This is a genomic window from Planococcus sp. VCh962 (assembly GCF_057748275.1).
Map to the genome: position 1 here is coordinate 194,320 of NZ_JBYLHS010000005.1, position 21,084 is coordinate 215,403.

Annotated in this window: 23 protein-coding genes; 5 read left to right on the plus strand and 18 right to left on the minus strand. The window is 46.1% G+C overall.

The genetic code is table 11. From position 1 onward, the window contains the following. The first annotated feature begins 43 nt into the window (after positions 1-43). Together AC3AQ9_RS14760 and AC3AQ9_RS14765 are read left to right on the plus strand one after the other, a co-directional pair. Complete coding sequence (locus AC3AQ9_RS14760) at positions 44-265, plus strand: transcriptional regulator (RefSeq protein ID WP_488308247.1); 222 nt, start codon at positions 44-46, stop codon at positions 263-265. 64 nt (positions 266-329) lie between these two features. Beyond that, positions 330-770 (plus strand): YtoQ family protein, encoded by a 441-nt coding sequence (locus tag AC3AQ9_RS14765; protein ID WP_488308248.1) that lies wholly within the window; start codon positions 330-332, stop codon positions 768-770. Positions 771-963: 193 nt separating this feature from the next. On the opposite strand, the gene AC3AQ9_RS14770 is transcribed toward AC3AQ9_RS14765, so the two are convergent. The 17 genes from AC3AQ9_RS14770 to AC3AQ9_RS14850 form a co-directional block, all read right to left on the minus strand. Then, positions 964-1,272 (minus strand): magnetosome magnetite crystal formation protein family, encoded by a 309-nt coding sequence (locus AC3AQ9_RS14770; protein WP_488308249.1) that lies wholly within the window; start codon positions 1,270-1,272, stop codon positions 964-966. A gap of 74 nt (positions 1,273-1,346) precedes the next feature. Further along, positions 1,347-2,327: a zinc-binding dehydrogenase gene (locus AC3AQ9_RS14775; RefSeq protein ID WP_488308250.1), complete on the minus strand. Its 981-nt coding sequence runs from the start codon at positions 2,325-2,327 to the stop codon at positions 1,347-1,349. A 15-nt stretch (positions 2,328-2,342) separates the two neighbouring features. Next, positions 2,343-3,269, minus strand: coding sequence for an ArsA family ATPase (locus AC3AQ9_RS14780; protein ID WP_488308251.1), 927 nt, complete (start codon positions 3,267-3,269; stop codon positions 2,343-2,345). Between the two features lie 24 nt (positions 3,270-3,293). After that, entirely contained in the window at positions 3,294-3,572 is a 279-nt protein-coding gene (locus tag AC3AQ9_RS14785) for a cory-CC-star protein (RefSeq protein WP_488308288.1), read from the minus strand. Between the two features lie 46 nt (positions 3,573-3,618). Continuing rightward, a complete protein-coding gene (locus AC3AQ9_RS14790) occupies positions 3,619-5,364 on the minus strand; it encodes a carbon starvation CstA family protein (protein WP_488308252.1) in 1,746 nt (581 codons plus the stop codon). 99 nt (positions 5,365-5,463) lie between these two features. Next, positions 5,464-6,387, minus strand: coding sequence for a ketopantoate reductase family protein (locus tag AC3AQ9_RS14795; RefSeq protein ID WP_488308253.1), 924 nt, complete (start codon positions 6,385-6,387; stop codon positions 5,464-5,466). A 19-nt stretch (positions 6,388-6,406) separates the two neighbouring features. Beyond that, positions 6,407-7,348 (minus strand): MBL fold metallo-hydrolase, encoded by a 942-nt coding sequence (locus AC3AQ9_RS14800; protein ID WP_488308254.1) that lies wholly within the window; start codon positions 7,346-7,348, stop codon positions 6,407-6,409. Positions 7,349-7,369: 21 nt separating this feature from the next. Next, positions 7,370-8,344 (minus strand): quinone oxidoreductase family protein, encoded by a 975-nt coding sequence (locus AC3AQ9_RS14805; protein WP_488308255.1) that lies wholly within the window; start codon positions 8,342-8,344, stop codon positions 7,370-7,372. Positions 8,345-8,355: 11 nt separating this feature from the next. Further along, entirely contained in the window at positions 8,356-10,128 is a 1,773-nt protein-coding gene (locus AC3AQ9_RS14810; RefSeq protein ID WP_488308256.1) for an acyl-CoA dehydrogenase FadE, read from the minus strand. Between the two features lie 15 nt (positions 10,129-10,143). After that, complete coding sequence (locus AC3AQ9_RS14815; protein ID WP_488308257.1) at positions 10,144-11,211, minus strand: phosphotransferase family protein; 1,068 nt, start codon at positions 11,209-11,211, stop codon at positions 10,144-10,146. A 2-nt stretch (positions 11,212-11,213) separates the two neighbouring features. After that, a complete protein-coding gene (locus AC3AQ9_RS14820; RefSeq protein WP_488308258.1) occupies positions 11,214-11,621 on the minus strand; it encodes an acyl-CoA thioesterase in 408 nt (135 codons plus the stop codon). A gap of 11 nt (positions 11,622-11,632) precedes the next feature. Next, positions 11,633-12,412, minus strand: a complete 780-nt coding sequence (locus AC3AQ9_RS14825; protein WP_488308259.1) for an enoyl-CoA hydratase/isomerase family protein — start codon at positions 12,410-12,412, stop codon at positions 11,633-11,635. Next, a complete protein-coding gene (locus tag AC3AQ9_RS14830; protein WP_488308260.1) occupies positions 12,409-13,296 on the minus strand; it encodes a 3-hydroxyacyl-CoA dehydrogenase family protein in 888 nt (295 codons plus the stop codon). Before AC3AQ9_RS14830 ends, AC3AQ9_RS14825 begins: the two co-directional genes overlap by 4 nt. Before the next feature lie 20 nt (positions 13,297-13,316). Then, positions 13,317-13,874 (minus strand): TetR/AcrR family transcriptional regulator, encoded by a 558-nt coding sequence (locus AC3AQ9_RS14835; protein WP_488308261.1) that lies wholly within the window; start codon positions 13,872-13,874, stop codon positions 13,317-13,319. Positions 13,875-13,932: 58 nt separating this feature from the next. Further along, positions 13,933-14,706, minus strand: coding sequence for an SDR family oxidoreductase (locus AC3AQ9_RS14840; RefSeq protein WP_488308262.1), 774 nt, complete (start codon positions 14,704-14,706; stop codon positions 13,933-13,935). Positions 14,707-14,886: 180 nt separating this feature from the next. Next, positions 14,887-15,042: a YfhE family protein gene (locus AC3AQ9_RS14845; protein WP_488308263.1), complete on the minus strand. Its 156-nt coding sequence runs from the start codon at positions 15,040-15,042 to the stop codon at positions 14,887-14,889. A gap of 70 nt (positions 15,043-15,112) precedes the next feature. After that, positions 15,113-16,063 carry a threonine/serine dehydratase family protein gene (locus AC3AQ9_RS14850; RefSeq protein ID WP_488308264.1) on the minus strand — a complete coding sequence of 317 codons (951 nt, stop codon included), beginning with the start codon at positions 16,061-16,063 and terminating at the stop codon, positions 15,113-15,115. A gap of 151 nt (positions 16,064-16,214) precedes the next feature. On the opposite strand from AC3AQ9_RS14850, the gene AC3AQ9_RS14855 reads away from it, so the two are divergent. The 3 genes from AC3AQ9_RS14855 (at position 16,215) to AC3AQ9_RS14865 (ending at position 19,923) form a co-directional block, all read left to right on the plus strand. Then, the gene (locus AC3AQ9_RS14855; protein WP_488308265.1) at positions 16,215-16,775 is read left to right on the plus strand and encodes an SLOG family protein; all 561 of its coding nucleotides are present in this window, start codon (positions 16,215-16,217) and stop codon (positions 16,773-16,775) included. A 107-nt stretch (positions 16,776-16,882) separates the two neighbouring features. After that, entirely contained in the window at positions 16,883-18,376 is a 1,494-nt protein-coding gene (locus AC3AQ9_RS14860) for a glycine betaine uptake BCCT transporter (RefSeq protein WP_488308266.1), read from the plus strand. 167 nt (positions 18,377-18,543) lie between these two features. Further along, positions 18,544-19,923, plus strand: coding sequence for a Glu/Leu/Phe/Val family dehydrogenase (locus tag AC3AQ9_RS14865; RefSeq protein ID WP_488308289.1), 1,380 nt, complete (start codon positions 18,544-18,546; stop codon positions 19,921-19,923). A 39-nt stretch (positions 19,924-19,962) separates the two neighbouring features. Here the strand turns inward: AC3AQ9_RS14865 and AC3AQ9_RS14870 are convergent, their stop codons facing one another. Continuing rightward, entirely contained in the window at positions 19,963-20,877 is a 915-nt protein-coding gene (locus tag AC3AQ9_RS14870) for a catalase family peroxidase (protein WP_488308267.1), read from the minus strand. Positions 20,878-21,084: the final 207 nt, after the last annotated feature.

Below are 21,084 nucleotides of genomic sequence, written 5' to 3' on the forward strand. Positions count from 1 at the left end.
GATTATAATAAGAACAAACGTTCTATTAAGGGAGTGAAAATTGATGAAAGCACAGATTCTCAAAGCTTTTAAGCACCAACAGCTAATTGATATTATGTATATGGCGAACGATGGAACCATCAGCAAACGCCGCATTAAAATTTTAAAAGTGAGCGGGGACTCGTTTCAAGCATATTGCTTTCTGCGGAATAAAAAACGTACATTCAAAATGGAAAATGTGCTTTCATTGATTCCGGTAGAGCGCAAAGAACGCCAGATCATCTAAAGAACCGCCTCCCGCTTTCTTTCTTATGATACACTGAAGGAAATGGATTTTGGGAGGTAGCACAATGCGATTAACTGTTTATCTTGCTGGAGAAATTCATAGTTCGTGGCGCGAGGAAATCAAGAAAAAATCACTGGCGCTAAAGCTGCCGGTCGATTTTGTCGGGCCGATGGAAGATCATGAGCGTTCTGACAACATCGGCGAGGAAATTCTAGGTGAACAGCCGAATGCTGTTTTCAAAGACGAAGCCGCCTCAAGCTTCAATAACCTGCGGACCGGCGTGCTCATGCACAAAGCAGATCTCGTCATCGCCCTATTCGGCGAGCAGTACAAACAATGGAACACAGCAATGGATGCCAGCAGTGCAATTGCATCCGGCAAACCGCTGATTCTGATCCGTCCAGAAAAATTGCACCATCCACTTAAGGAACTGTCGCGCAAAGCAAGCGCCACCGTCGAGACTGTCGACCAGGCACTTAAAGCTTTGGCTTATATTTTCGAATAATAGAAAACCCGGCCATCTGTACTCATTGATGGCCGGGTTTTGTCTTGGTTTTGGAAATACGATTCATTAATCTATAAATACGACCAGCAATGGATAAAATACGACTCATTAATCGTAAAATACGACCAGTAGTGGAGAAAATACGATTCTGAAGGAGTTCCTCGCAATAAAAAAAGCCCTTTGAGGGCTTTTTTTATTGGTACCACGAGCCGACAATCGGATAGTCGAATTTGTCATTGTTCAATGCCCGGATAATGCCCAAGATCGGAACAATAACTGTCATTAAGCCGAAAATGATTAGCATTGGAATACCGATGATGAAGATAACCAAAAAACCTGAAATAGTCAACAGTACACCCATCACGAGTTGGAACAGCAATGCCTGGATTGATAGTTTTTTCACTTCCTGATCGTTCGTAATAATATACACGATAAACGGCACTAAAAACGGGGCAAAAAACGCACTGGCATGGACAAGTATTTTGAAACCTGTATTCTCCATTTAATTTCATCTCCAGTCTTTTTTCTCATACCATACTTACGGTTGACTGGCTGGAAAGTTTCAGAAGTTGAAAATTATTTTATTCGCAATACCACTTTGCCGAATTGCTTTCCGCGGCTCAAATGATTGAACGCTTCCTGGGCATTTTCCAGATCGAAAACCCGGTCGACAACTGGATGGGTCTCGTATTCTTCTATATGGGCAAGCATGTCGCGCAGTTCCTCCCGGCTGCCCATCGTCGAACCGAACAATTGGTATTGGCCGTAGAAGAAGCTGCGGAGATTGAAATCCACATTGTCGTCGGTCGTGGCGCCGAAAATGACTATGCGCCCGCCTTTTTTTAAGACTTCGAGCGACCGGTTGAATGTCGCCGCACCGACGCTGTCAATGACAAGGTCAACCGTTTCATCGGCCAGTTCCTGCGGCCAGTCGCTGTCCGTTGCAATGGCGCGGTCCGCGCCAAGTTCTAGGGCATGATTCCGCTTTTCTTCGCTTCTAGAGCTGACAATGACCCGGGCGCCTGCATTTTTCGCAAATTGAATCAAATACGTTGCCACACCGCTTCCCGCTCCCGGAATGAACAATGTATCGCCTTCCTTTACTTCGCCTTTCGTAAACAGTGCCCGGTAGCCGGTCAAACCTGCCAAAGCGAGTGACCCTGCTTCTTCCCACGATAAATGATTCGGCTTTTTCTCGACTTGCTCTGCAGACAAAGTGATTTTCTCAGCGAATGTGCCATGGTCCGGCATGCCCAAAATGTCAAATTCCGCCGGCGGTGCATCGCTGTTGCCGTACCAGCGGAGCGCTGGATTGATGATTACTTCATCTCCAACCGAGAAACTGCTGACGCCTTCGCCGACCGCTTCGATAACTCCTGCTCCGTCCGAACCGATGATGAGCGCTTCCGGACGGTTGCCATAGCGCTTCGGCAATCCAAGGTCCCGCCGGTTGATGCCGGCAGTTTTCAGCGCGACGACCACTTCGCCCGCTTTTGCTTGCGGTTCTTCCATATCTCTTACTTTCAATTCTCCAGATTCGATGACAAATGCTTTCATGTGTTCTAACCCCTCCTAGACAAATTGGCCGCTGAACAGCTCCAGCTGTTCCATACTGATAATGTCCCTTGAAAATAGCGGAATGAAAATGAGTTCCTGTTTCGGAAATTTTTTGCGGATCAGTTCGAGATATTGCTGCTCGTGCTTTTTTCGTTCCTTTAGAAACTCCCCATCCGCTTCTTCCGGCAGGACTTTATTGATAATCAGCGTATTTACGTGCAAATGGTATTTATGCAACAATTCCAACGCCTTCTGTGTTTCGAGGATCGGCAGGCGTTCCGGATTCAAGACAAAAATAAAACCGGTTTTTTCTTCGTCCAGCAAAACTTCCCTCGCTTTTGAAAATCGCTCCTGCCGTTCCCGAAGCACATCGTAAATCGGATCTTCCCTTGGTTCACCGTCATTCAGCAAAGCCGTGTAGTTTGCGTTCGTTTTGCGCCTTTTTTCAAGCAGGCCTTCAATCCAGACCCCCATCAGTTCCGGCAAGGTCAAGAGGCGGATCGTGTGCCCGGTCGGTGCTGTATCAAATACCAGTTTATCGAAGTTTTGGCGTTCCTCCAAAATGATATGGATCAGTTTATCAAACAATGCCGCCTCGTCAGCCCCTGGAGAAGCCTTCGCTGTATCAAGCTGGCGGTTCACTTCTTCCATCATGCTCGTATGGACCGTGCCTTTGATGTTTTCTTTGACCCCTTTTATATACTTTTCCGTTTCAATTTCGGGATCGATTTCCAGAGCATACAAATTATCTGCGATTTTCAAGGTCTTGCCGCCGATTCGCTGATTGAAAATGTCTCCGACGTTATGTGCCGGATCGGTGGAAATCAATAAAGTCTTATGCCCGCTTTTCGCCGACTGCCAAGCGATGGCTGCAGCCGAGGTCGATTTGCCGACGCCCCCTTTGCCTCCCACAAAAATGATGCTTTTCGATAAAACGTCCATTGCTTCTCCTCATTTCTTCGATAGCTAACAGCAGCGAATGCCACTTAGAGGTGATTTTTCCATGCCCATCCGCAGGTGCCAGTCGTGAAATTCTTCAATCATGTACGGATACAGTTCAAGGGTGTAATAATAAGCCGGATTAGGGATGCCGAGCATTTCCGAGTACAGCATCAGCAGAAACAGATCATCTTCAGCGCGCAATTCCCGTGCAATTTCGGTGCGATGCGGCAATTCCAAAACTTCCTCGTAATAGGCGATGAGTTTTTTCAGCTTATCGAGCATACCTGCACGCCTCCTTCGTATGTATAAAGAGAAGGGGGCACATGAACATGCTCCCCATTCTGTCAGTTTAATCAAGATCAAACTCTGAAATTCCCGCACCCCGCGGATTCATTAATGCTTGGATCGCTGTCAGGATGATCCAGAGCGTAAAGACGAAGATAATCGCTCCAAAAACAAACAGCAAGGTATTCGGTGAATCAGCATACCAGGCCCATTGCAGGAAGACCTGCTGGAACATCGCCCATAGCGTCATGAACATCAGGAAGATCATCGGGATGATGGTGACCGCATAATTTCGTCCAAGTTTTTTCAGCCAAATGGAAATCAGCAGTAAACTGATGCCGGCCAGCAGCTGATTCGATGTTCCAAACAGCGGCCAGAGTAAATATCCGCCGGAACCGAAGCCGTTCGGCCCTTCCGGAAGCAGCACGAGTGCGGCACTTGTCACAACAGCAATCGTTGTCGCTACATGTTTTTTCTCCAACGACGGTATTTTATATTCCACACCAAGTTCCGAAATGATGTAGCGCATCAGCCGGACTGATGTATCAAGCGTCGTGGCTGCGAACGACACGACGATAATCGAAACGATTGTCGAAGCGACGCTTGCCGGTATCAACAGCCCCTCTGCCAACTGGGAAGCGCCTTGAATAAATGTCCCAAGGCCTGCTCCACTTGCTGCCTGGAAGCTGCTGTAAGTAGCAAAGAATGCCTCCCGGTTCGGGAAGAACGTGATGACCGCAATAATGGAAACCAATGCCAAAATCCCTTCTCCTACGGCACCCAGATAGCCGACAAAACGCGCTTCGGTTTCATTATCAAGCTGCTTGGAAGATGTTCCGGACGATACAAGGCCATGGAATCCAGAAATGGCGCCACACGCAATGGTGATAAACAGAAGCGGGAACCACGAAACATCATCTGCACCCGGATTCGACATCGGCGCTGTAATCTGAGGATTGGTGAATAACAAACCAAGATACAGGATGCCAAGTCCCACGACCAATTGGTGTGAATTAATAAAGTCACGCGGCTGGAGCAGTTGCCAGACCGGCAATGTAGAAGCGATATACACATAAATCATTAAAATAATGATCCAAATAAAGAAGGCTGTGGAAATCGCACCAAGGCCGAACAGCCCGGCCCCTTCTTCACCGCCCATATAGCGTACCAAATCGATTTGCAGGAAATTGACTTGGCTTGAAACGACAGCGGTAATGTACATAACTGCCAGAGCAACAAGCGATGGCACCAGCATTTTTTTGTTTCTTTTGTAAACCGCATGCCCAATCCAAACGGCAAGCGGAATCTGGATGAATACCGGCAGGACGCTCGCCGGGAAAGAAATGAATAAGTTCGCAATAACCCAGGCGAACACGGCGTTGACCATCAGTACGAGTATTAGAATGATAAAGAGGAATAATACTTTTCCGCGCTGGCCAATCAACCGGTGTGCCAGTGTGCCGACCGATTGCCCTTTGTTACGGACTGATAGCGCAAGCGTTCCAAAGTCATGGACTCCAGCTGCAAAAACAGTTCCAAACACTACCCATAAGACTGCCGGGAGCCAGCCCCAATAGACAGCAATTGCCGGACCGAGAATCGGGGCAGCTCCAGCGACCGAGGTAAAATGATGTCCCCATAAAACGAATTTGTTGGTTGGGACAAAATCCACACCGTCTTTAAACTTATGTGCCGGTGTAACGTAGTTCGGATCGAGCTTGAAGATTTTTTCTGCTACAAATTTCGAATAAAAACGGTACCCTAAAATAAATATAAAGATTCCGATGGCAGCAAGGGCGATAGCATTCAAGTGCCTCAACTCCTTCTTATTTTTTACAAGTTTAAGTAAACTTGTAAATCAAGCCTAACCAATATTCAGAATAATGTAAATATTTTTAAGCGAAAAAGATTAATCTTTTTGCCGGCTAAGCTCGTAGAGTTTTAGTTTTGTATAAATCGTTTCCAAAACAGGGACCGGTAGTTTCCGAGCTTTCGCTTGCTGCAGCAAGTATCCTTGCAGATGATCCACTTCTATCGGCTGTCCCTTTTCCACGTCACGCTGCATCGAAGATTTCATCCCTGGTTCAAGTGACATGATTTTCGCGTACTGGTCTTCAGAGATTGTTTCCTTGACCGGAGCATCCACTGCTTTCATGACCGTAACCAATTCTTCCAGCAAAGTAGCAATTGTTTCCTTTCCGCTTTCCAGTTCCCGTACCGGGCCAATCGCTGATTCCATTGAAGCCGTGATTCCGGACATAGCGGTAATGAACAAATATTTATGCCACATGTCCTGAACAATGTTATGGCTTAATGCAATATCCGCTTTTGTACCGCTTAAAGCTTTTTTCACTCTTAAAATCTGCTTTGTCTCATCATCGGAACGTTCCCCGTAAACGAGCTGATGCATCGGGCTTGTCTGCACAATCGTTCCTTTTTCATCAAGCGTCGTCTCGATAAAGCACAAGCCGCCAAGCACTTGTTCTTCGCTAAAAGTCTTTACCAGCTCATCAATATGGGCAATACCGTTCAATAACGGAAGAATCATGCTACTCTCGCCGACAAACGGGCGAATGTCGCTAATGGCATTCTCCAATTGATATGACTTCACCGACAGGACAATCAAGTCATAAGGGCCATCCGGATTTTTAACCGTCACCAATTTCGGTGCCATGCGCACATTTCCATGCACACTGTCGACGTTCAAACCCGTTTCTTCAAGTTGCTTTTTGCGGCGTTCGCGCACTAAAAAAGTCACATCTTGCCCGGCCTCCATTAGCCGAGCCCCAAAATAGCCGCCAATTCCTCCAGCTCCCACCACTAGAATTCTCATCAACTATCCATCCTTTCAGCTAGCAGCTTCTGTACTTCCAAATACCATTTTCTATTTCCCGCTCACATTCTCCGGCATGGCGCAAAAACTCTAAATGGGCCAGCGTTTCGCCCACAGCAAAGCGCATTTCATGGACCGTCAACGGCCGTTTGAAAAGACGTTCGCATATTTCATAGACTGTGGAGGGTTCTTGAACCGCTTCGAACGTTTCTTCGAGCCGTTCACCGTGATGTCCCTTCAACTCTTCAATACGCCTGTTGGCGCCGTAAAACGGCTTGCCATGCGAGGGGATGACAAACTCAGCATCCAGCTCTTTTATTTTGTCCAATGAAGTTAAATAAGATGCCAGCGGATTTTCATTTCCATGATACCAGTAAGAAATGTTCGGGGTGATTTTCGGAAGAATATGATCTGCGGAAAGCAGTACATTCCGATCTTCGTTATAGAAACACACCATGCCATCTGAGTGGCCTGGAGTAAAAATTACTTCATATTCATAAAACCCGATCTGAACTTTTTCGCCTTCTTCGAAATAATGCCCAATATGCGGAAGCGGATTTACAAGCCTTTGAAAATCTGCGGTATTGCCCGCCATTTTTTCTGCCTTCTCTTTCGGCACTCCCGAGATGCGGTAATGGTCAGGCATCGCCTCTAAAAAATGAGACTGCCAAGAAGACAGACCCAAATCAGCGTCTGTCTTCGTCATCGATACTTTTGCTCCTGTTTTTTCCTGCAGCCCTCCGGCATAGCCAAAATGATCCGGATGGTAATGGGTAATCAGCAAATCCGTCACTTTTCGTTGTCCTATAGACTGATTCCACAACACTCTCGTATAGTCATTGTTCAATCCCGCATCGATAATCGTCCAGCCCGTCTCATTTTCTGCCATAAAGCAATTGACATGGTTCAGGCGGAATGGCAAATCGATGCGGACCGCTTCAATCCCTAATTGGTCAAGCATGCCACCCCTTCTTTCCAAAATTTACGGTTTTAACACCAGTTTGCCAATCGTTTTTCTGCCTTGCAACAATCGATGGACTTCTGCTGCTTCTTTAAGCGGATAAGTCCCGCCAATCGTCAATTTCAATTCACCATCTGCCATATAACCTAATAATTCTTTAAAGCTGCTTTGCAACAGTTCCGGATTGCGCAAGATCTGCGGAAGGAAAAATCCGATGACGGACTGATTTTTTCGCATCAATTGTCCCGGGTGGAACATCGCCTGCTCGCCGCTTGCGGCACCAAAAATCACTAACCGGCCAAACGGGGCCAGACATTTCACAGTTTGGTTGAATACTTCTCCTCCAACCATTTCAAGGGCCACATCGACGCCTTTGCCTTCCGTAATTTCTTTTACTTTGTCCAACCAGCCGTCTTCGGAATAATTCACCAGGTGAGTCGCTCCCATGGATTTGGCATGGGCAAGCTTTTCCTCGGTGCTTGCCGTCGCAATGATTTTTCCAGCGCCGAATAGTTTCGCAAGCTGAACCGCAATCGTGCCCACCCCGCCGGCAGCCGCATGAATCAAAACACTTTCCCCCGGTTCCAGGCGGCCCATCGTTTTCAGGATATGATAAGCGCTCAAGCCTTGAAGCGGCAAAGCGACAGCTTGTTCATCATCCACTCCGTCCGGGATAGGTGTTAATATCTGCTCATCTACGGCAACGTATTCCGAATAGCCATCGGATTCGATCAACGCCACCACCCGGTCTCCTTTCCGGAATTTTTCCACGCCACTTCCGGTTTCAACAATCACACCCGCTATTTCTGAACCGGGCACATACGGAAGCTTTGTCGGCACTACATATTTCCCTTCACGCCTTGCGGTATCAGCATAATTGACTCCGCTCGCTTTCACTTCAATCAGCACTTCGTTTTCTGCCGGCTGCGGCTTGTCGGCTTCCGTCCACCGCAAGACTTCCGGACCGCCGAACTGTTCAAATTTAATAACTTTCATCCATGTTCCCCCTAGGAAATATATTGTTCTGCAGCCAGTATTTTTTCTGCAATGGCTCGTTTCGCCGCTTTTCCGCCTGCCCGCTGCAACCGGCTCAGCTCACCCGAAAGCACCCTTACATTGTCGTGAAGCCCTTTTTCCGAAACAGTTCCTTGAAGCAATTTCCGGGCGTTCATTTCCACTTCTAACAAAGCATCATCCACCAGTGATTTCGCCAGCTGTATTTTAAGGGCCGCTGACTCCTCACTATGTGCTTTAACGGATTTTGCTGTTCTCAGCACGGCCGATTCTACCGCAAACAATGTAATGCCCATGTCTGCGAGTTTCATCAATGTTTCTTGTTCTTCACTAAGCGCGCTTCCATATGTCTCGTAAGCAGCTCCTGCGCACAGTAAGAAAACTCGCCTTATGGCACGGACCGCCTCTATTTCCCGGGAAATAACGCCGATCGACTCCACTTTCGGTGACTTGAGTTCTGACAGGGCCTGTTTGACCGCTTCTGCTAGCGGTACTTGGCCTTTCGCAGCTGCTTTTAAGAGATTGCCCGGAATGATCAGGCGATTGACTTCATTGGTGCCTTCAAAAATCCGGTTGATGCGCGAGTCGCGGTACATCTGCTCAATTTTATATTCCTTGATAAAACCGTAGCCTCCATGCAATTGCAGCGCTTCATCGGCAATATGATCCAGCGTCTCGGAACCGTATACTTTACAGATGGCGCATTCGGTGGCATATTCCATCATCCGTTTCGCCACGAGCGCCGCGTCTTCGGATTCATATAAACCTCCAAGTGCTTCCTCTAAATAACCGGCAGTGCGGTATTGGAGCGATTCAACTGCATAAATGCGGAGCGCCATATCGGCGATTTTCTCCTGAGTCGCTGTAAAATCTGCAATGGCTTTGCCAAACTGGCGGCGCTCTTTCGTGTATTTGACTGCAAGCTCTAAGCCGTGTTTTGCGGCCCCCATCGTTGCAGACCCTAAGTTATAGCGTCCGAGATTCAGCACATTTAAAGCGATGACATGGCCTTTCCCGACTTCCCCAAGCAGGTTTTCAACGGGCACTTCACAATCGTCAAAAATCACTGTCCGAGTCGATGAACCTTTGATGCCCATTTTCTGTTCTTCCGCTCCGAGCGATAATCCCCGAAAATCTTTTTCCACGATAAATGCTGTAAATGCAGTACCATCCACTTTTGCATACACGATGAATGTATCGGAAAATGCTGCATTGGTGATGAACATTTTCATGCCATTCAGTATGTAATGGGTCCCAGCTTCGTTAAGCTTTGCAGTGGTTTTTGCTGCCAGTGCATCCGATCCCGCACTCGGTTCGGTCAAGCAATAAGCGCCGATGAATTCTCCTGATGCAAGCTTTGGCAAATATTTTTCTTTTTGCTCCGCTGTCCCAAAATAGGTAATGGGCAGTGTCGCAATACAAGTGTGATTTGAATGCGCTACACTATAGCTCCCAGCTGCCCCCAAGACTTCCCCGACAATGCCTTTGCTGATTTTATCGAGACCCAGGCCACCATATCGTTCCGGTATGCTATGCGCCAAGAGCCCGAGGCCGCCGGCTTTTTCAAGCAGCTTTTTTACTGTTCCAAAATCCTGCTGTTCGATCTGTTCATTACAGGGACGCACTTCAGTTTCTAAAAAACGCTTGGCGGTTTTTGCAATCAGCTTATGCTCTTCCGTAAAATCCTCCGGAGTAAAAACCGACTTCACGTCTGTTTCTTCATATAAAAAGCTTCCACCACGGTGAGTCAATGTTTTATGGTTCATGTCGATCTATCCTCCTTACGTTTTCTTCGCGGTTACAAGGGCATGCCGCATCAGGCTTTTCACAAAATCACCGAAATGGGCAAAACGAGGATCCGATGTCTGGCCTTTTTTATAGCGGTAGTAAATCTGTTGGCAAATGACTGCCAATTTGAAATATGCGAATGTCAAATAAAAATGGATATTGGAGACATCACGGCCACTCTTCTCTGCATAACGTGCAATAAATTCCTCCCGCGAATAAAACCCTTTCCCTACCGTTACGGGAGCCTTGCCAAAACCCGTCTTCAAAAGTCCAGGATCATCGGCTTGAATCCAATAACTCATCGCCGCTCCTAAATCCGCAAGCGGATCCCCTACTGTCGTCATTTCCCAATCGAACAAGCCGGTGAGTCCTGAAAAATCGTCTGCGAACATCGCATTGTTAAGCTTAAAATCATAATGGATGATGGACGGTTTCATCGATTCCGGAATGTTCCCAAGCATCCACGCTGACAATTCTGCCACTTCGGGGATGTCATCGGTTTTGGAACGTTCATAGCGCTCTATCCAGCCGTTGACTTGGCGTTCCATAAATCCTTCCGGCTTCGCCAAATCAGCCAGTGCAGTTTGGGTATAATCAATGGCATGCAGCTTGACCAGCGTATCCACCATGAGTTCCGAAATTTTGCTGCCTAATTCTTCTGACGGTTCGCTTCCTTTTGGAAATTCTGTATCGATTACTACGCCATAGCGCCTTTCCATAATGAAAAATGGGCTTCCTACGATTGCTGGATCGCGCGAAAAAACAAATGGTTTCGGCGCTTCCGGAAAAACCGGATAGAGAGCAGACAGGATTTTGAACTCCCGCTCCATATCATGCGCTTTCGGTGCCACTGGCCCAAGAGGCGGCCTCCTTAATACGGCTTTCCATCCATTGATGGAGAGGGCATAAGTCAAGTTCGAATGGCCAGCGCCAAACTGGAGGATTTCCAGTTCACCTTCTGGCAAGCCTTCTATATTGTCTTTTAGAAATTGCTGGAGCAAGACACTGTCCAGCTCTTCTCCGGACCGCACAGGAATCGTGTCGCTTGTTCTCCCAGCCATTTTCACACCTCTTTCAGATGCATCTCAAGTTTTTCACGGATATGGTCGGGAAGCCGCTCGCTTTTTTGCGTAGTAAAGTCAAAATAAACCGCTCCGGCATCCCCTTCCGCAATCAATTCGCCAGTTGCTGCATCCGTGATACGATGGCCGATCTTGAAACTGGAGTTGCCGATTTTCGTGACAAAAGAAGTGATTTTCAAGCGCTGGTCAAAATAAGCTTGCTTATAAAACAGGCAATTCGCTGAAATCATGATGACATTCCATTTATCAATTGTTATTTCAAGCCCCAATTCTCTGAAAAACTCGACCTGCGCTTCTTCCAGATAGATGAAATAGCTGATATTGCTGACATGCCCTAATGCATCGGTTTCACTGAAGCGAACTTTTACTGTAATGTCATGTGCCATCATTCTTCACTCCTTTATCTATTCTGAAATGCCGGTTTTCTTTTTTCGATAAACGCTTTTACGCCTTCCTGAACGTCTTCAGTCTGGAAGACTTCTTCAAAAAGTTCTGCTTCCAGGTCAATTCCTTGTTCAAGCGGTAATTCCAGGCCTTGATCGACCGCTTTTTTGATGCGCGACAAAGCCGGCAATGAAAACCGGCCAATGCGTTTCGCCATTTTCCGGGCCGTTTCCAAACCTTCTCCGCTGGCTGTTACTTTATTGACCAATCCGATGCGTTCGGCTTCCTCAGCAGAGACCGCTTCTCCTGTAAACATCAGTTCTTTTGCTTTCGCTTCTCCAACAAGCCGAGGCAAACGCTGGGTTCCACCGCCTCCAGGAAACAGCCCAAGCGTGATTTCCGGCAATCCGATTTGCGCATGCTCTTCTGCAATCCGTATATCACAGCACAGTGCCAGTTCAAAGCCGCCGCCAAGCGTCAATCCGTTCAGCATGGCAATGACCGGCTTCTCAAAATGATCAATCCGGCTTAACACGGCATGTGTTTCAAGGAAATCCTTCTTAATCCCTTGCTTCCCGATCAATTGGGGAAACTCTTTGATATCCGCACCAGCCGCAAAAATCTTCTCTCCTTGCCCGGTAATAATCACTGCACTGACCCTTTCATCTTTCCCCAGTTCTTGAAACGCTTTGTCCAGTTCTTTGAATACTCCATTGCTGATGACATTCATCGGCGGATTGCTTATTGTAACGACCGCATAACGATCCGCTTTTTCGATATTCAGAAATTGTGTCATGGCGCTTTCACCTCATCTTTTTTATATTCATAAAAGCCCTTTCCAGTTTTCCGGCCAAGTTCCTTAGCCTTTACTTTCTCTTCAATAAAGGCAGGAGGTTTATCCGCCGGGTTTCCGGTTTCCGAATATTGCTGCTGCATGACGTAATAAACCACATCTATGCCGGATAAATCCATCAATTCAAATGGACCGATTGGATGCCGGAGCGCCTTTTTTACAATCAAATCGATTTCCTTGAAATCCGCTATACCTTCTTCATACAAATGAATTGCTTCTTTTTGAAGCGCCCCGAGAATCCGGTTCGCAACAAAACCTGAAATTTCTTTCCGCAGCAATACTCCTGTCCGGTTTATCTTTTTGCATAGTTCAAGTGATAGCTGTGCAGTTTCTTCAGATGTCTTTTCGCTCATGACTACTTCGACGCAATCCATGACCAGCGGTGGGAAAAAGAAATGCATATTACAGACTTTCTCAGGACGTCCGGTCACTTCCGCCAGCAGGGAGTTGATGATTGTCGAACTGTTTGAAGCAAGAATGGCATGTTCCGGCGCAATATGATCCAATTGCTTAAAAATTTCGCGCTTCACTTCTAATTTTTCAACTACAGCTTCAATCACGTAATCAGCATCGCCAGCCGCTTTTTTCAAGTCACTGGTAAACTGCAGCCGATTAAAGGCCTCCACTTTTTCGGCTTCCGTGATTTTCTTTTTCAGCACCCACTGGCCCATCAGCATTTCCAGCGATTTCCGTGCTTTTATTAACGCTTCTTCATCAATATCGTAAAGCGCTGTATGAATCCCTCCAAGTGCACCAAGCATTGCAATTTGATGGCCCATCTGCCCTGCTCCGATTACCGCGATTTTATGGATTTGCAAATCGTTCACTGCCGCTCTCCCCCTCAAAGTTAAGTGATGCCGTTCAATATCAAATCGCTGTAGATTTCCGCTAAACGCTTGGCAGATATTTCACCATGCGGATTAAACCACTGATAACTCCAATTCGTGACTCCCAAAATGGCGAATGCCACAATATCTGATGGCATTTCATTCCGGAACTCACCTGCTTCAATTCCTTGGGAAATCAGCTTTTCGATATTCAAGCGGAATTGTTCCCGTTTCTGTTTTATCTTTTCTGCATTTTCGGAAGCCAAGTGCCTCATTTCTCTAAAAAAGACGCGGGCACTCGGCCCATGATCTTGAATGTCGCCTATCAATAGCTCCACAATCGCTTGCAGCTTCTCCCGGTTGTTCATTTCCGCTTCCTGGATTGCTTGCTGTCTTTTCAGCAAATCATCGATATAATTTGAATGAATATCCATTAGCAGCTGCTCTTTACTCGGAAAGTAATAATAAAAAGTTCCTTTTGTCACTCCGAGAACATCCACAATGTCCTGGATGGATGTCTCGCTAAAGCCTTTTTGTTCGAATAGCAGTATGCTCTGCTGTTTGATTTTTGCTTTCATGCTTTTTCCCCGCCATTCTTAAACTTGCTTTTTTATGGGAGTTTCTCACTGCACTGCTTTAAATAGCATGCATGCCTCCGTCTACAATCACTACATCCCCGGTAACATAATCCGAGGCTTTGGAAGCTAAAAACAAGGCCGCCCCTTTGAGGTCTTCTTCTGTGCCAAAGCGCCGCAGCGGTGTTTGATCGAGCAAACGGTCTCCGCCCTGCTCTATCAGCACTTTCGACATTTTGGTCGGAAAAAATCCTGGAGCTAAGGCATTGACGTTTATATTAAACTGGCCCCATTTTGCCGCTAAATCTTTTGTAAAGGTAATCACCGCTCCTTTGCTGGTATTGTAGCCAATGGTATCCATCAGCCGGGGATCGATTCCGCCAAGGCCAGCTACAGATGCAATGTTGATGATTTTACCGCTTTTTTGGCGAATCATTGCCTCTCCCACTTCGCGGCTCATGAGAAATGTGCCTGTCACGTTGACTTCCATGACTTTATGCCAAGCATCCAGGGGCATATCAAGGACCGGCGCCCCCCAAGTGGCACCGGAATTGTTTACTAGAATATCAATGGTGCCAAACTCCTCCAGCGTTTTTTGAACTACTTTTTTAACATCTTCGGGATTGGTGACATCACAGGCAAGTGCAAGGGACTTAACACCCTTTTGTTTCAACTGCTCACTGATTTCTTCACAAGCGTCTAATTTTCTTGAGCATACGACTACATTCGCTCCTGCCTCTGCAAGACCTTCCGCGATCTGCGCTCCAAGACCCCGACCGCCTCCTGTTACAATCGCCGTCTTGCCTTCCAACTTGAAAAGATCCAGTACGTTCATTCAATCATTCCCCCATCCATTTCTTTTGCTGATACACTACTAACCAGTTGGTATGTTCAGAATACTTAAACATATGTTAACGCTTTCATTTTTAGAATGCAAGATGCGGGAACAAGGATTTTTCTTCATAAAAAATAACCGATAGACTGGCTCTTCTCCAATCCATCGGTTACTTCGGCATTATTTATCCTTTGATTCTTCATTTTCCTGTTTGTCTTGCTGCTCAGCAGCTTTATCGGCTTTTTTAAAATCGTCTTGCAAATGGACTTCTTGTGCCGCTTTAACATTTAATTCTTTATCCGCCAGCTTTTCATGCGGTTGTTTTTCCTCTGCCATCGTTACCGCTCCTTTCTGGTTTTAAAGTATATCTATCTTTTCCCATTCACGAAAAGACTAAACCTGGCTTTCATTCCGGCAAAAACATTTGAATTTGCGTTAAATCCACATTGCCCCCAGATAAAACAATAGCAATTTTTTTGCCGTGAATTTCTAATTTTCCTGCCAGCACAGCAGCGACGGCAGCAGCACCCGAAGGTTCAACCAATTGCTTCGTTCGCTCCAATATGAATTGAAAAGCTTCTTTGATTTCTTCCTCCGACACTAACACCAGATCATCCAGATATTCCTGTACAATAGGAAACGTCAGCTGTCCAGGTTGTGAAGTGCGCAAACCATCTGCAATTGTCGATGTCCCGGAAATTGCCGTGATGTGTTTGTTCGCCAGTGACAAGTATGTATCGTTGGCGGTATCCGGCTCTACCCCGATGACCCGAATGGCCGGATCAATGCCTTTTATGGCAGTCAAGATTCCACTGATCAATCCACCGCCGCCGACTGGAACGACAATGATATCGAGATCCGCTACTTGCTCAAGCAGTTCGAGGCCAACCGTTCCCTGGCCGGCGATTACATGGGGATGATCGTACGGCGGGATATAGATGCCCTTGTATTCTTCTGCCAGTTGCTTGGCTTTCGGAATCCGCTCAGCCGAAGTCAGCCCGCAGTAAATAACTTTTCCGTTATACCCTTCAATCGCCGCCACTTTTGCCCGGTTCGCGTCTTCCGGCACAACAATGGTCGCCGGCACTCCAAGTTGATCGGCAATGTAAGCTACTGCTTGTCCATGATTCCCGGAAGAAGCCGCTGTAATGAATTCCGCCCCTTCTTTGACAGCCTGCTTCACTGCATTAGCAGCTCCTCGTATTTTGAATGAGCCTGTTTTTTGCAGATGTTCCGCCTTTAAGAAAATTTGATTCCCAGTCTTTCCATTCAAAAGGGCTGACGTAAAGACAGGTGTTTCGTGGACCATCTCCACAATCTCATTTCTTGCTCTTTTTACATCTTCAAGGTTTACCATACAGTTCCCCTCCTTTAATGCCCCTATTTTATCACAGCAGCCAAAAGCAGTAAGACTTTTCAGTTTTCATATGCAGATGCGACGGGTACAAATAAGGGAAAGAGTACGGTAGAATGAATTGCTTAGCATTCTACTTGAAAGGAGAATTCAGATGCTGAAAAGATTGGTTATTACAGGATATAAACAGCACGAACTTGGAATTTTTGACGATAAGCACCCCGGCGTCCAATATATCAAAAAGGCACTTGAAAATCGCTTGCGTGCTCTGCTGGATGAAGGTTTGGAATGGGTTATAATAAGCGGCCAACTTGGAGTAGAAACATGGGCAGCAGAAGTCGTTTGGGATTTGCAGGAAGAATTCCCTGAATTGAAATATGCTGTACTTACGCCTTTTCTCGATCAGGAAAAGAAATGGAATGAAGCGAAGCAGGAAAAATACCAAATGATTCTTGAGAATGCAGATTTCCACCGCAGCTTGACCAATCGTCCATACGAAGCGCCGTGGCAATTTATCGAGAAAAACAAATTTTTCTTGCGCAATTCAGACGGCATGCTGATTGTGTATGATGAAGAAATGGACGGCTCCCCAAAATTCACTAAAAAAGAAGCTGAGCTTTACGCTGAAAAGAATGACTATGAAGTCATGACAATTACTGCTGATGACTTGCGTGTAGTTTCCGAAGAAGAACAAATGAACGAATGGGAGCAGTGAAATCCCCTCTTTCTTGAACTTCTTTGCCTTCCAGTGATTAGTTGACTCAGACAATTATTTTCGGTAACCTTATGAACTATGCCTTATAAAAACCCGAAGGAGGAATTATGAAGAAAGCTTCAAGAGTATTTTACATCACATTTGCTTTGGTTATTTTGACTGTCGCCTTTGGCGTCATTGCACCTGAAATTTTTGAAAAAGCAACTGGCAGCATTCGAGGGTTTATTGATACAAGCTTTGGCTGGTATTACTTGATGCTAATGGGAGTAATTCTGATTTTAGTATTTGTTATCATCATCAGTCCTTACGGAAGAATCAGGCTTGGGAAAGATACTGACCGGCCCGAATTCTCGACAATTTCCTGGGTATCCATGCTGTTCTCGGCGGGTATGGGAATAGGGCTTGTATTTTATGGCGCTTCTGAGCCGCTAAGCCATTTTGCAGTACAGCCGGCTACAGCTGAACCAGGAACTGATGAGGCGTTTAAAGAATCACTGCAGCGCACTTATTATCATTGGGGAATCCATGTTTGGGCGATGTATGGGATAATTGCATTGGCATTAGCCTTTTTCCAGTTCCGCAAAGGAGAACCTGCGTTAATTTCATCAACACTGAAGCCGATTTTCGGTAAGAAAATGGAAGGGCCATTAGGAACACTGGTTGACGTGCTAGCTGTTTTTGCTACCGTCTTTGGTGTTGCAACTTCACTCGGCTTCGGCGCTGCTCAAATTAACGGCGGACTTGCATACCTGTTCGGTGTGCCTCAGGAATCCTGGGTCCAATTTATTATCATCATGGCTGTGACTGTCCTGTTCATCATATCGGCTTGGTCAGGATTGAATAAAGGCATCAAGTATTTATCCAACACCAATATGGTGCTTGCTGTTATTCTGCTGATACTGGTCATTATTCTTGGGCCAACTTTGCTGATTCTTAATTTGTTCACTGAAACATTTGGTCACTATATACAAAATCTAATCAGCTTGAGTTTCCAATCAGCGCCGCTTGATGCGGAGAACCGGTCATGGTTGAATATGTGGACCATTTTCTACTGGGCATGGTGGATTTCATGGGCGCCTTTTGTCAGCATGTTCATCGCCCGCATTTCCAAAGGGCGCACCATCCGCGAATTTCTGATTGGTGTAGTGCTGACACCGACAATTTTCGGAGCTTTCTGGTTCTCTGTTTTCGGCACGACGGCAATCGATATTCAAAAAAGCGGAGTCGATTTGACTGTATTCCCTACTGAACAAACTTTGTTTGCCATGTTCAGCGAAATGCCGCTTGGTTTTATCATGTCACTTTTCGCTATTCTGCTAGTTAGTACTTTCTTTATTACATCTGCTGACTCAGCTACCTTCGTTCTTGGCATGCAATCAACCAACGGTTCCCTGCTACCGAGCAACCAGATCAAAATTCTTTGGGGCATCGCCCAATCATTGGTTGCCGCCATTCTATTGTCTGTCGGCGGGTTGACGGCTGTCCAGAACACCATCATTGTGGCAGCTCTTCCTTTCTCGTTTGTCATGATCTTAATGATTTTCTCGTTATTCAAAGCATTGAATGCAGAAGTCAAACATAGCAAAGTCATAAAAAAATAATTGCTTCTGCCCTCCGGTTTCATTGCTGGAGGGCTTTTTTATGTGCATAAATACTGACAGGAGGGGTATAGAGGGAATAGTGAAAATATGACGGAGGTGTCTTGAAAATGGATGGAAATGTGAAATCACCTGGTCCCGGAACGGAAAATCCAACCGGTGTAGAAGTAATTGAAGGGCAGACGCGTGCGGTTATCCAAAGCTCGTTGAATGCCCTGCTCGACAGCAAAACGTTCTTGCCGGAACTTCAAGGTAAAATGCGGGTACAGGCTTTTACCTCGATGAGTGCCATTCTTTCAACTCCGAACAATATACATAAATCATTCCTTCGGATTCCGCTGGATGATGGCAGTGTGGTTCGGATTCCTTCTTTCCGCGTACAGCATAATGACGCCCTGGGTCCTTATAAAGGCGGCATCCGCTTCCATGAAAGCGTGAACGAAGAAGAAGTCGTCAATCTGGCTTTTTTGATGACTTTGAAAAACGCGCTTCATAATGTGCCATTTGGTGGAGGCAAGGGGGGGATCATCCTCAATCCGCGCCTTTATTCGGAAAAGGAACTCAATTTGATTTGCCGCAAATATGTCCGTTATTTTTCTGAAGTTATCGGTCCGGATAAAGATATCCCTGCACCGGATGTCGGTTCAGGTGAACGTGAAATGGACTGGATGATGGCCGAATACAAGAAAATTAAGCACGGCTCTCCTTATCTAGGCAGTTTCACTGGAAAAAGTGTTGCGAACGGTGGATCGTTAGGGCGAAGAGAAGCCACCGGCAAAGGGGTTTACTTTACCTTCCGCTATTTATTCTCTGACTATGTAAGAGATCATACTGAAGAATTAGCCGCTTCAGATAACATCTTCGCTGCAACTGCCTTGGCTCATTTGGACCGGCCGCTTACATTAGCAGTTCAAGGATTCGGCAATGTCGGTTCAGTAGCGGCATTAGAAGCCTACAGCAGCAAAGAAATTGATAACCGGGTCGTTGCAGTCAGTGACCGCAATGTCACTCTTTATAACGCAGACGGCTTGGACATACCGGCATTAATGGCATTTGCCAATAAGAATCGCGGAGATTTGCCGTCTACGGTAGATCAAATATCTCAAGCCGGAGTAAAGGCTGCCATTAAAGGCCGGGATGAGCTTCTAACCTTGCCGGTTGATGTCCTGATCCTCGCGGCTCTGGAAAACCAGATTCACGAAGGCAATATGCGGGATATTCACGCACGCATTATTGTGGAAGGAGCAAATGCCCCTACTACTCAAGAAGCGGATGAATACTTGAGTGATCAAGGCGTCATCATCGTTCCGGATATCCTCGCCAATGCAGGCGGCGTTATTGTATCCTACTTGGAATGGCTGCAAGGCCGCGAAACCCAGTTTTATACCGAGGAAGAAGTTTTCCGCTTGCTTCTGGCGAAAATGAAAGCGACGATGGATATCATCTTGCCGCAGTTTTTCGGAGACCCTTTCCCGCTCCGGCAAAATTGCTTTATCCACTCCGTGATGAGATTGACGACTGTTTTATACCGTCAAGGGAAACTGTACTAATTGAAAAAACGTTGAAGCCATTTAAGGCTTCAACGTTTTTTACTTCTCATTACTTCTCCGTTCATGGGAAATGGAGTAAGCAGCTCTTCGGAAATTGAGAATTTGATCTTCCGAGCACTCTATTCCTTCGGTAACAATAGTTGGATCAAATTTCAATGAATCCGCATGTTTTGCCAATTGAGTAATGGTCAATTGGCCAATCGTGACTTTGCGGCGGTCTTTCGGCCAAGCGATTGTTGGATCATCTGTCGGATCACCTTCTTCACCCAGCACAATATTCAAGCGGAAACTGACAGGTTCTTTCTGCAAGCGATCTTCAATTTCCCATTCATAATAACCAAATGGCAATGATGCAGCATCTCTAGCCGATAACGTTTCCATTCCTGCATCCGGTTCCCATTCATATTTGACCGGTATTTTTTCACCTTGCTGATCAATAAAATAAAAAGCATGAATTGAATGATAGCGGCCTGTGGCAAAACTGGTCGGTGCATGCATTTTCTTCAACACTTTAATCGCGGCTCGGCTTTCCGGATACTGGATCAGCAGCTTTGCCAATTCCCGAAGGCGCGGCTTTCCTTTTTTGAATGATGTAACGATGCCCAAAATTTCAGTGAACACTTCCGGCGTTTTGGCAAAAAAAATCGGGGAATTGACGCCAACAATATTGGTTATTTCTCCTTCAGGCAATTGAAATTGCACCGCCAGCCCTTTTACTGGTGACATGATATCTGACCAAGTAGGATCGGGAGAACTGTGGGAAAATCGCGCAATCGCTTTTATCTCTCCGCCTTGAAGATGTGGAGCTGTCGTATACCCTTTTGCTAGGCCATTTGCTGAAAATACCGCATCATATATTACACCTCTCGCATGGGCCCTCCGGTATTCAGGATGTTCACCAAATACTTTTTCAATCCGGTCTACGGCAACCCCGGCTAATTGTTGTTTTTCCATTTTCTCACCTCTTTTCTTATGCTATACCCCATTGATATACGATTAATAACCATTGTCAGTCAAATGTATGGCCATCGATGGCAGGCGACCATTACTTTTTCAATGTCTTATAAAACTTTAAGGAACCGTTCTTTCTATATATACACTGCCAGCAGCCATAACTTTGTAAAATAAAAGGAAGAAAGGCTGCCCTGGCTGACAGCTCTT

Bases quoted from the DNA above. Each gene is read 5' to 3' on its own strand.
- AC3AQ9_RS14760 (WP_488308247.1), top strand. From the start codon at position 44: ATGAAAGCACAGATTCTCAAAGCTTTTAAGCACCAACAGCTAATTGAT.
- AC3AQ9_RS14765 (WP_488308248.1), top strand. From the start codon at position 330: ATGCGATTAACTGTTTATCTTGCTGGAGAAATTCATAGTTCGTGGCGC.
- AC3AQ9_RS14770 (WP_488308249.1), bottom strand. From the start codon at position 1,272: ATGGAGAATACAGGTTTCAAAATACTTGTCCATGCCAGTGCGTTTTTT.
- AC3AQ9_RS14775 (WP_488308250.1), bottom strand. From the start codon at position 2,327: ATGAAAGCATTTGTCATCGAATCTGGAGAATTGAAAGTAAGAGATATG.
- AC3AQ9_RS14780 (WP_488308251.1), bottom strand. From the start codon at position 3,269: ATGGACGTTTTATCGAAAAGCATCATTTTTGTGGGAGGCAAAGGGGGC.
- AC3AQ9_RS14795 (WP_488308253.1), bottom strand. From the start codon at position 6,387: ATGAGAATTCTAGTGGTGGGAGCTGGAGGAATTGGCGGCTATTTTGGG.
- AC3AQ9_RS14800 (WP_488308254.1), bottom strand. From the start codon at position 7,348: ATGCTTGACCAATTAGGGATTGAAGCGGTCCGCATCGATTTGCCATTC.
- AC3AQ9_RS14805 (WP_488308255.1), bottom strand. From the start codon at position 8,344: ATGAAAGTTATTAAATTTGAACAGTTCGGCGGTCCGGAAGTCTTGCGG.
- AC3AQ9_RS14810 (WP_488308256.1), bottom strand. From the start codon at position 10,128: ATGAACCATAAAACATTGACTCACCGTGGTGGAAGCTTTTTATATGAA.
- AC3AQ9_RS14815 (WP_488308257.1), bottom strand. From the start codon at position 11,211: ATGGCTGGGAGAACAAGCGACACGATTCCTGTGCGGTCCGGAGAAGAG.
- AC3AQ9_RS14820 (WP_488308258.1), bottom strand. From the start codon at position 11,621: ATGATGGCACATGACATTACAGTAAAAGTTCGCTTCAGTGAAACCGAT.
- AC3AQ9_RS14825 (WP_488308259.1), bottom strand. From the start codon at position 12,412: ATGACACAATTTCTGAATATCGAAAAAGCGGATCGTTATGCGGTCGTT.
- AC3AQ9_RS14835 (WP_488308261.1), bottom strand. From the start codon at position 13,874: ATGAAAGCAAAAATCAAACAGCAGAGCATACTGCTATTCGAACAAAAA.
- AC3AQ9_RS14840 (WP_488308262.1), bottom strand. From the start codon at position 14,706: ATGAACGTACTGGATCTTTTCAAGTTGGAAGGCAAGACGGCGATTGTA.
- AC3AQ9_RS14845 (WP_488308263.1), bottom strand. From the start codon at position 15,042: ATGGCAGAGGAAAAACAACCGCATGAAAAGCTGGCGGATAAAGAATTA.
- AC3AQ9_RS14850 (WP_488308264.1), bottom strand. From the start codon at position 16,063: ATGGTAAACCTTGAAGATGTAAAAAGAGCAAGAAATGAGATTGTGGAG.
- AC3AQ9_RS14855 (WP_488308265.1), top strand. From the start codon at position 16,215: ATGCTGAAAAGATTGGTTATTACAGGATATAAACAGCACGAACTTGGA.
- AC3AQ9_RS14860 (WP_488308266.1), top strand. From the start codon at position 16,883: ATGAAGAAAGCTTCAAGAGTATTTTACATCACATTTGCTTTGGTTATT.
- AC3AQ9_RS14870 (WP_488308267.1), bottom strand. From the start codon at position 20,877: ATGGAAAAACAACAATTAGCCGGGGTTGCCGTAGACCGGATTGAAAAA.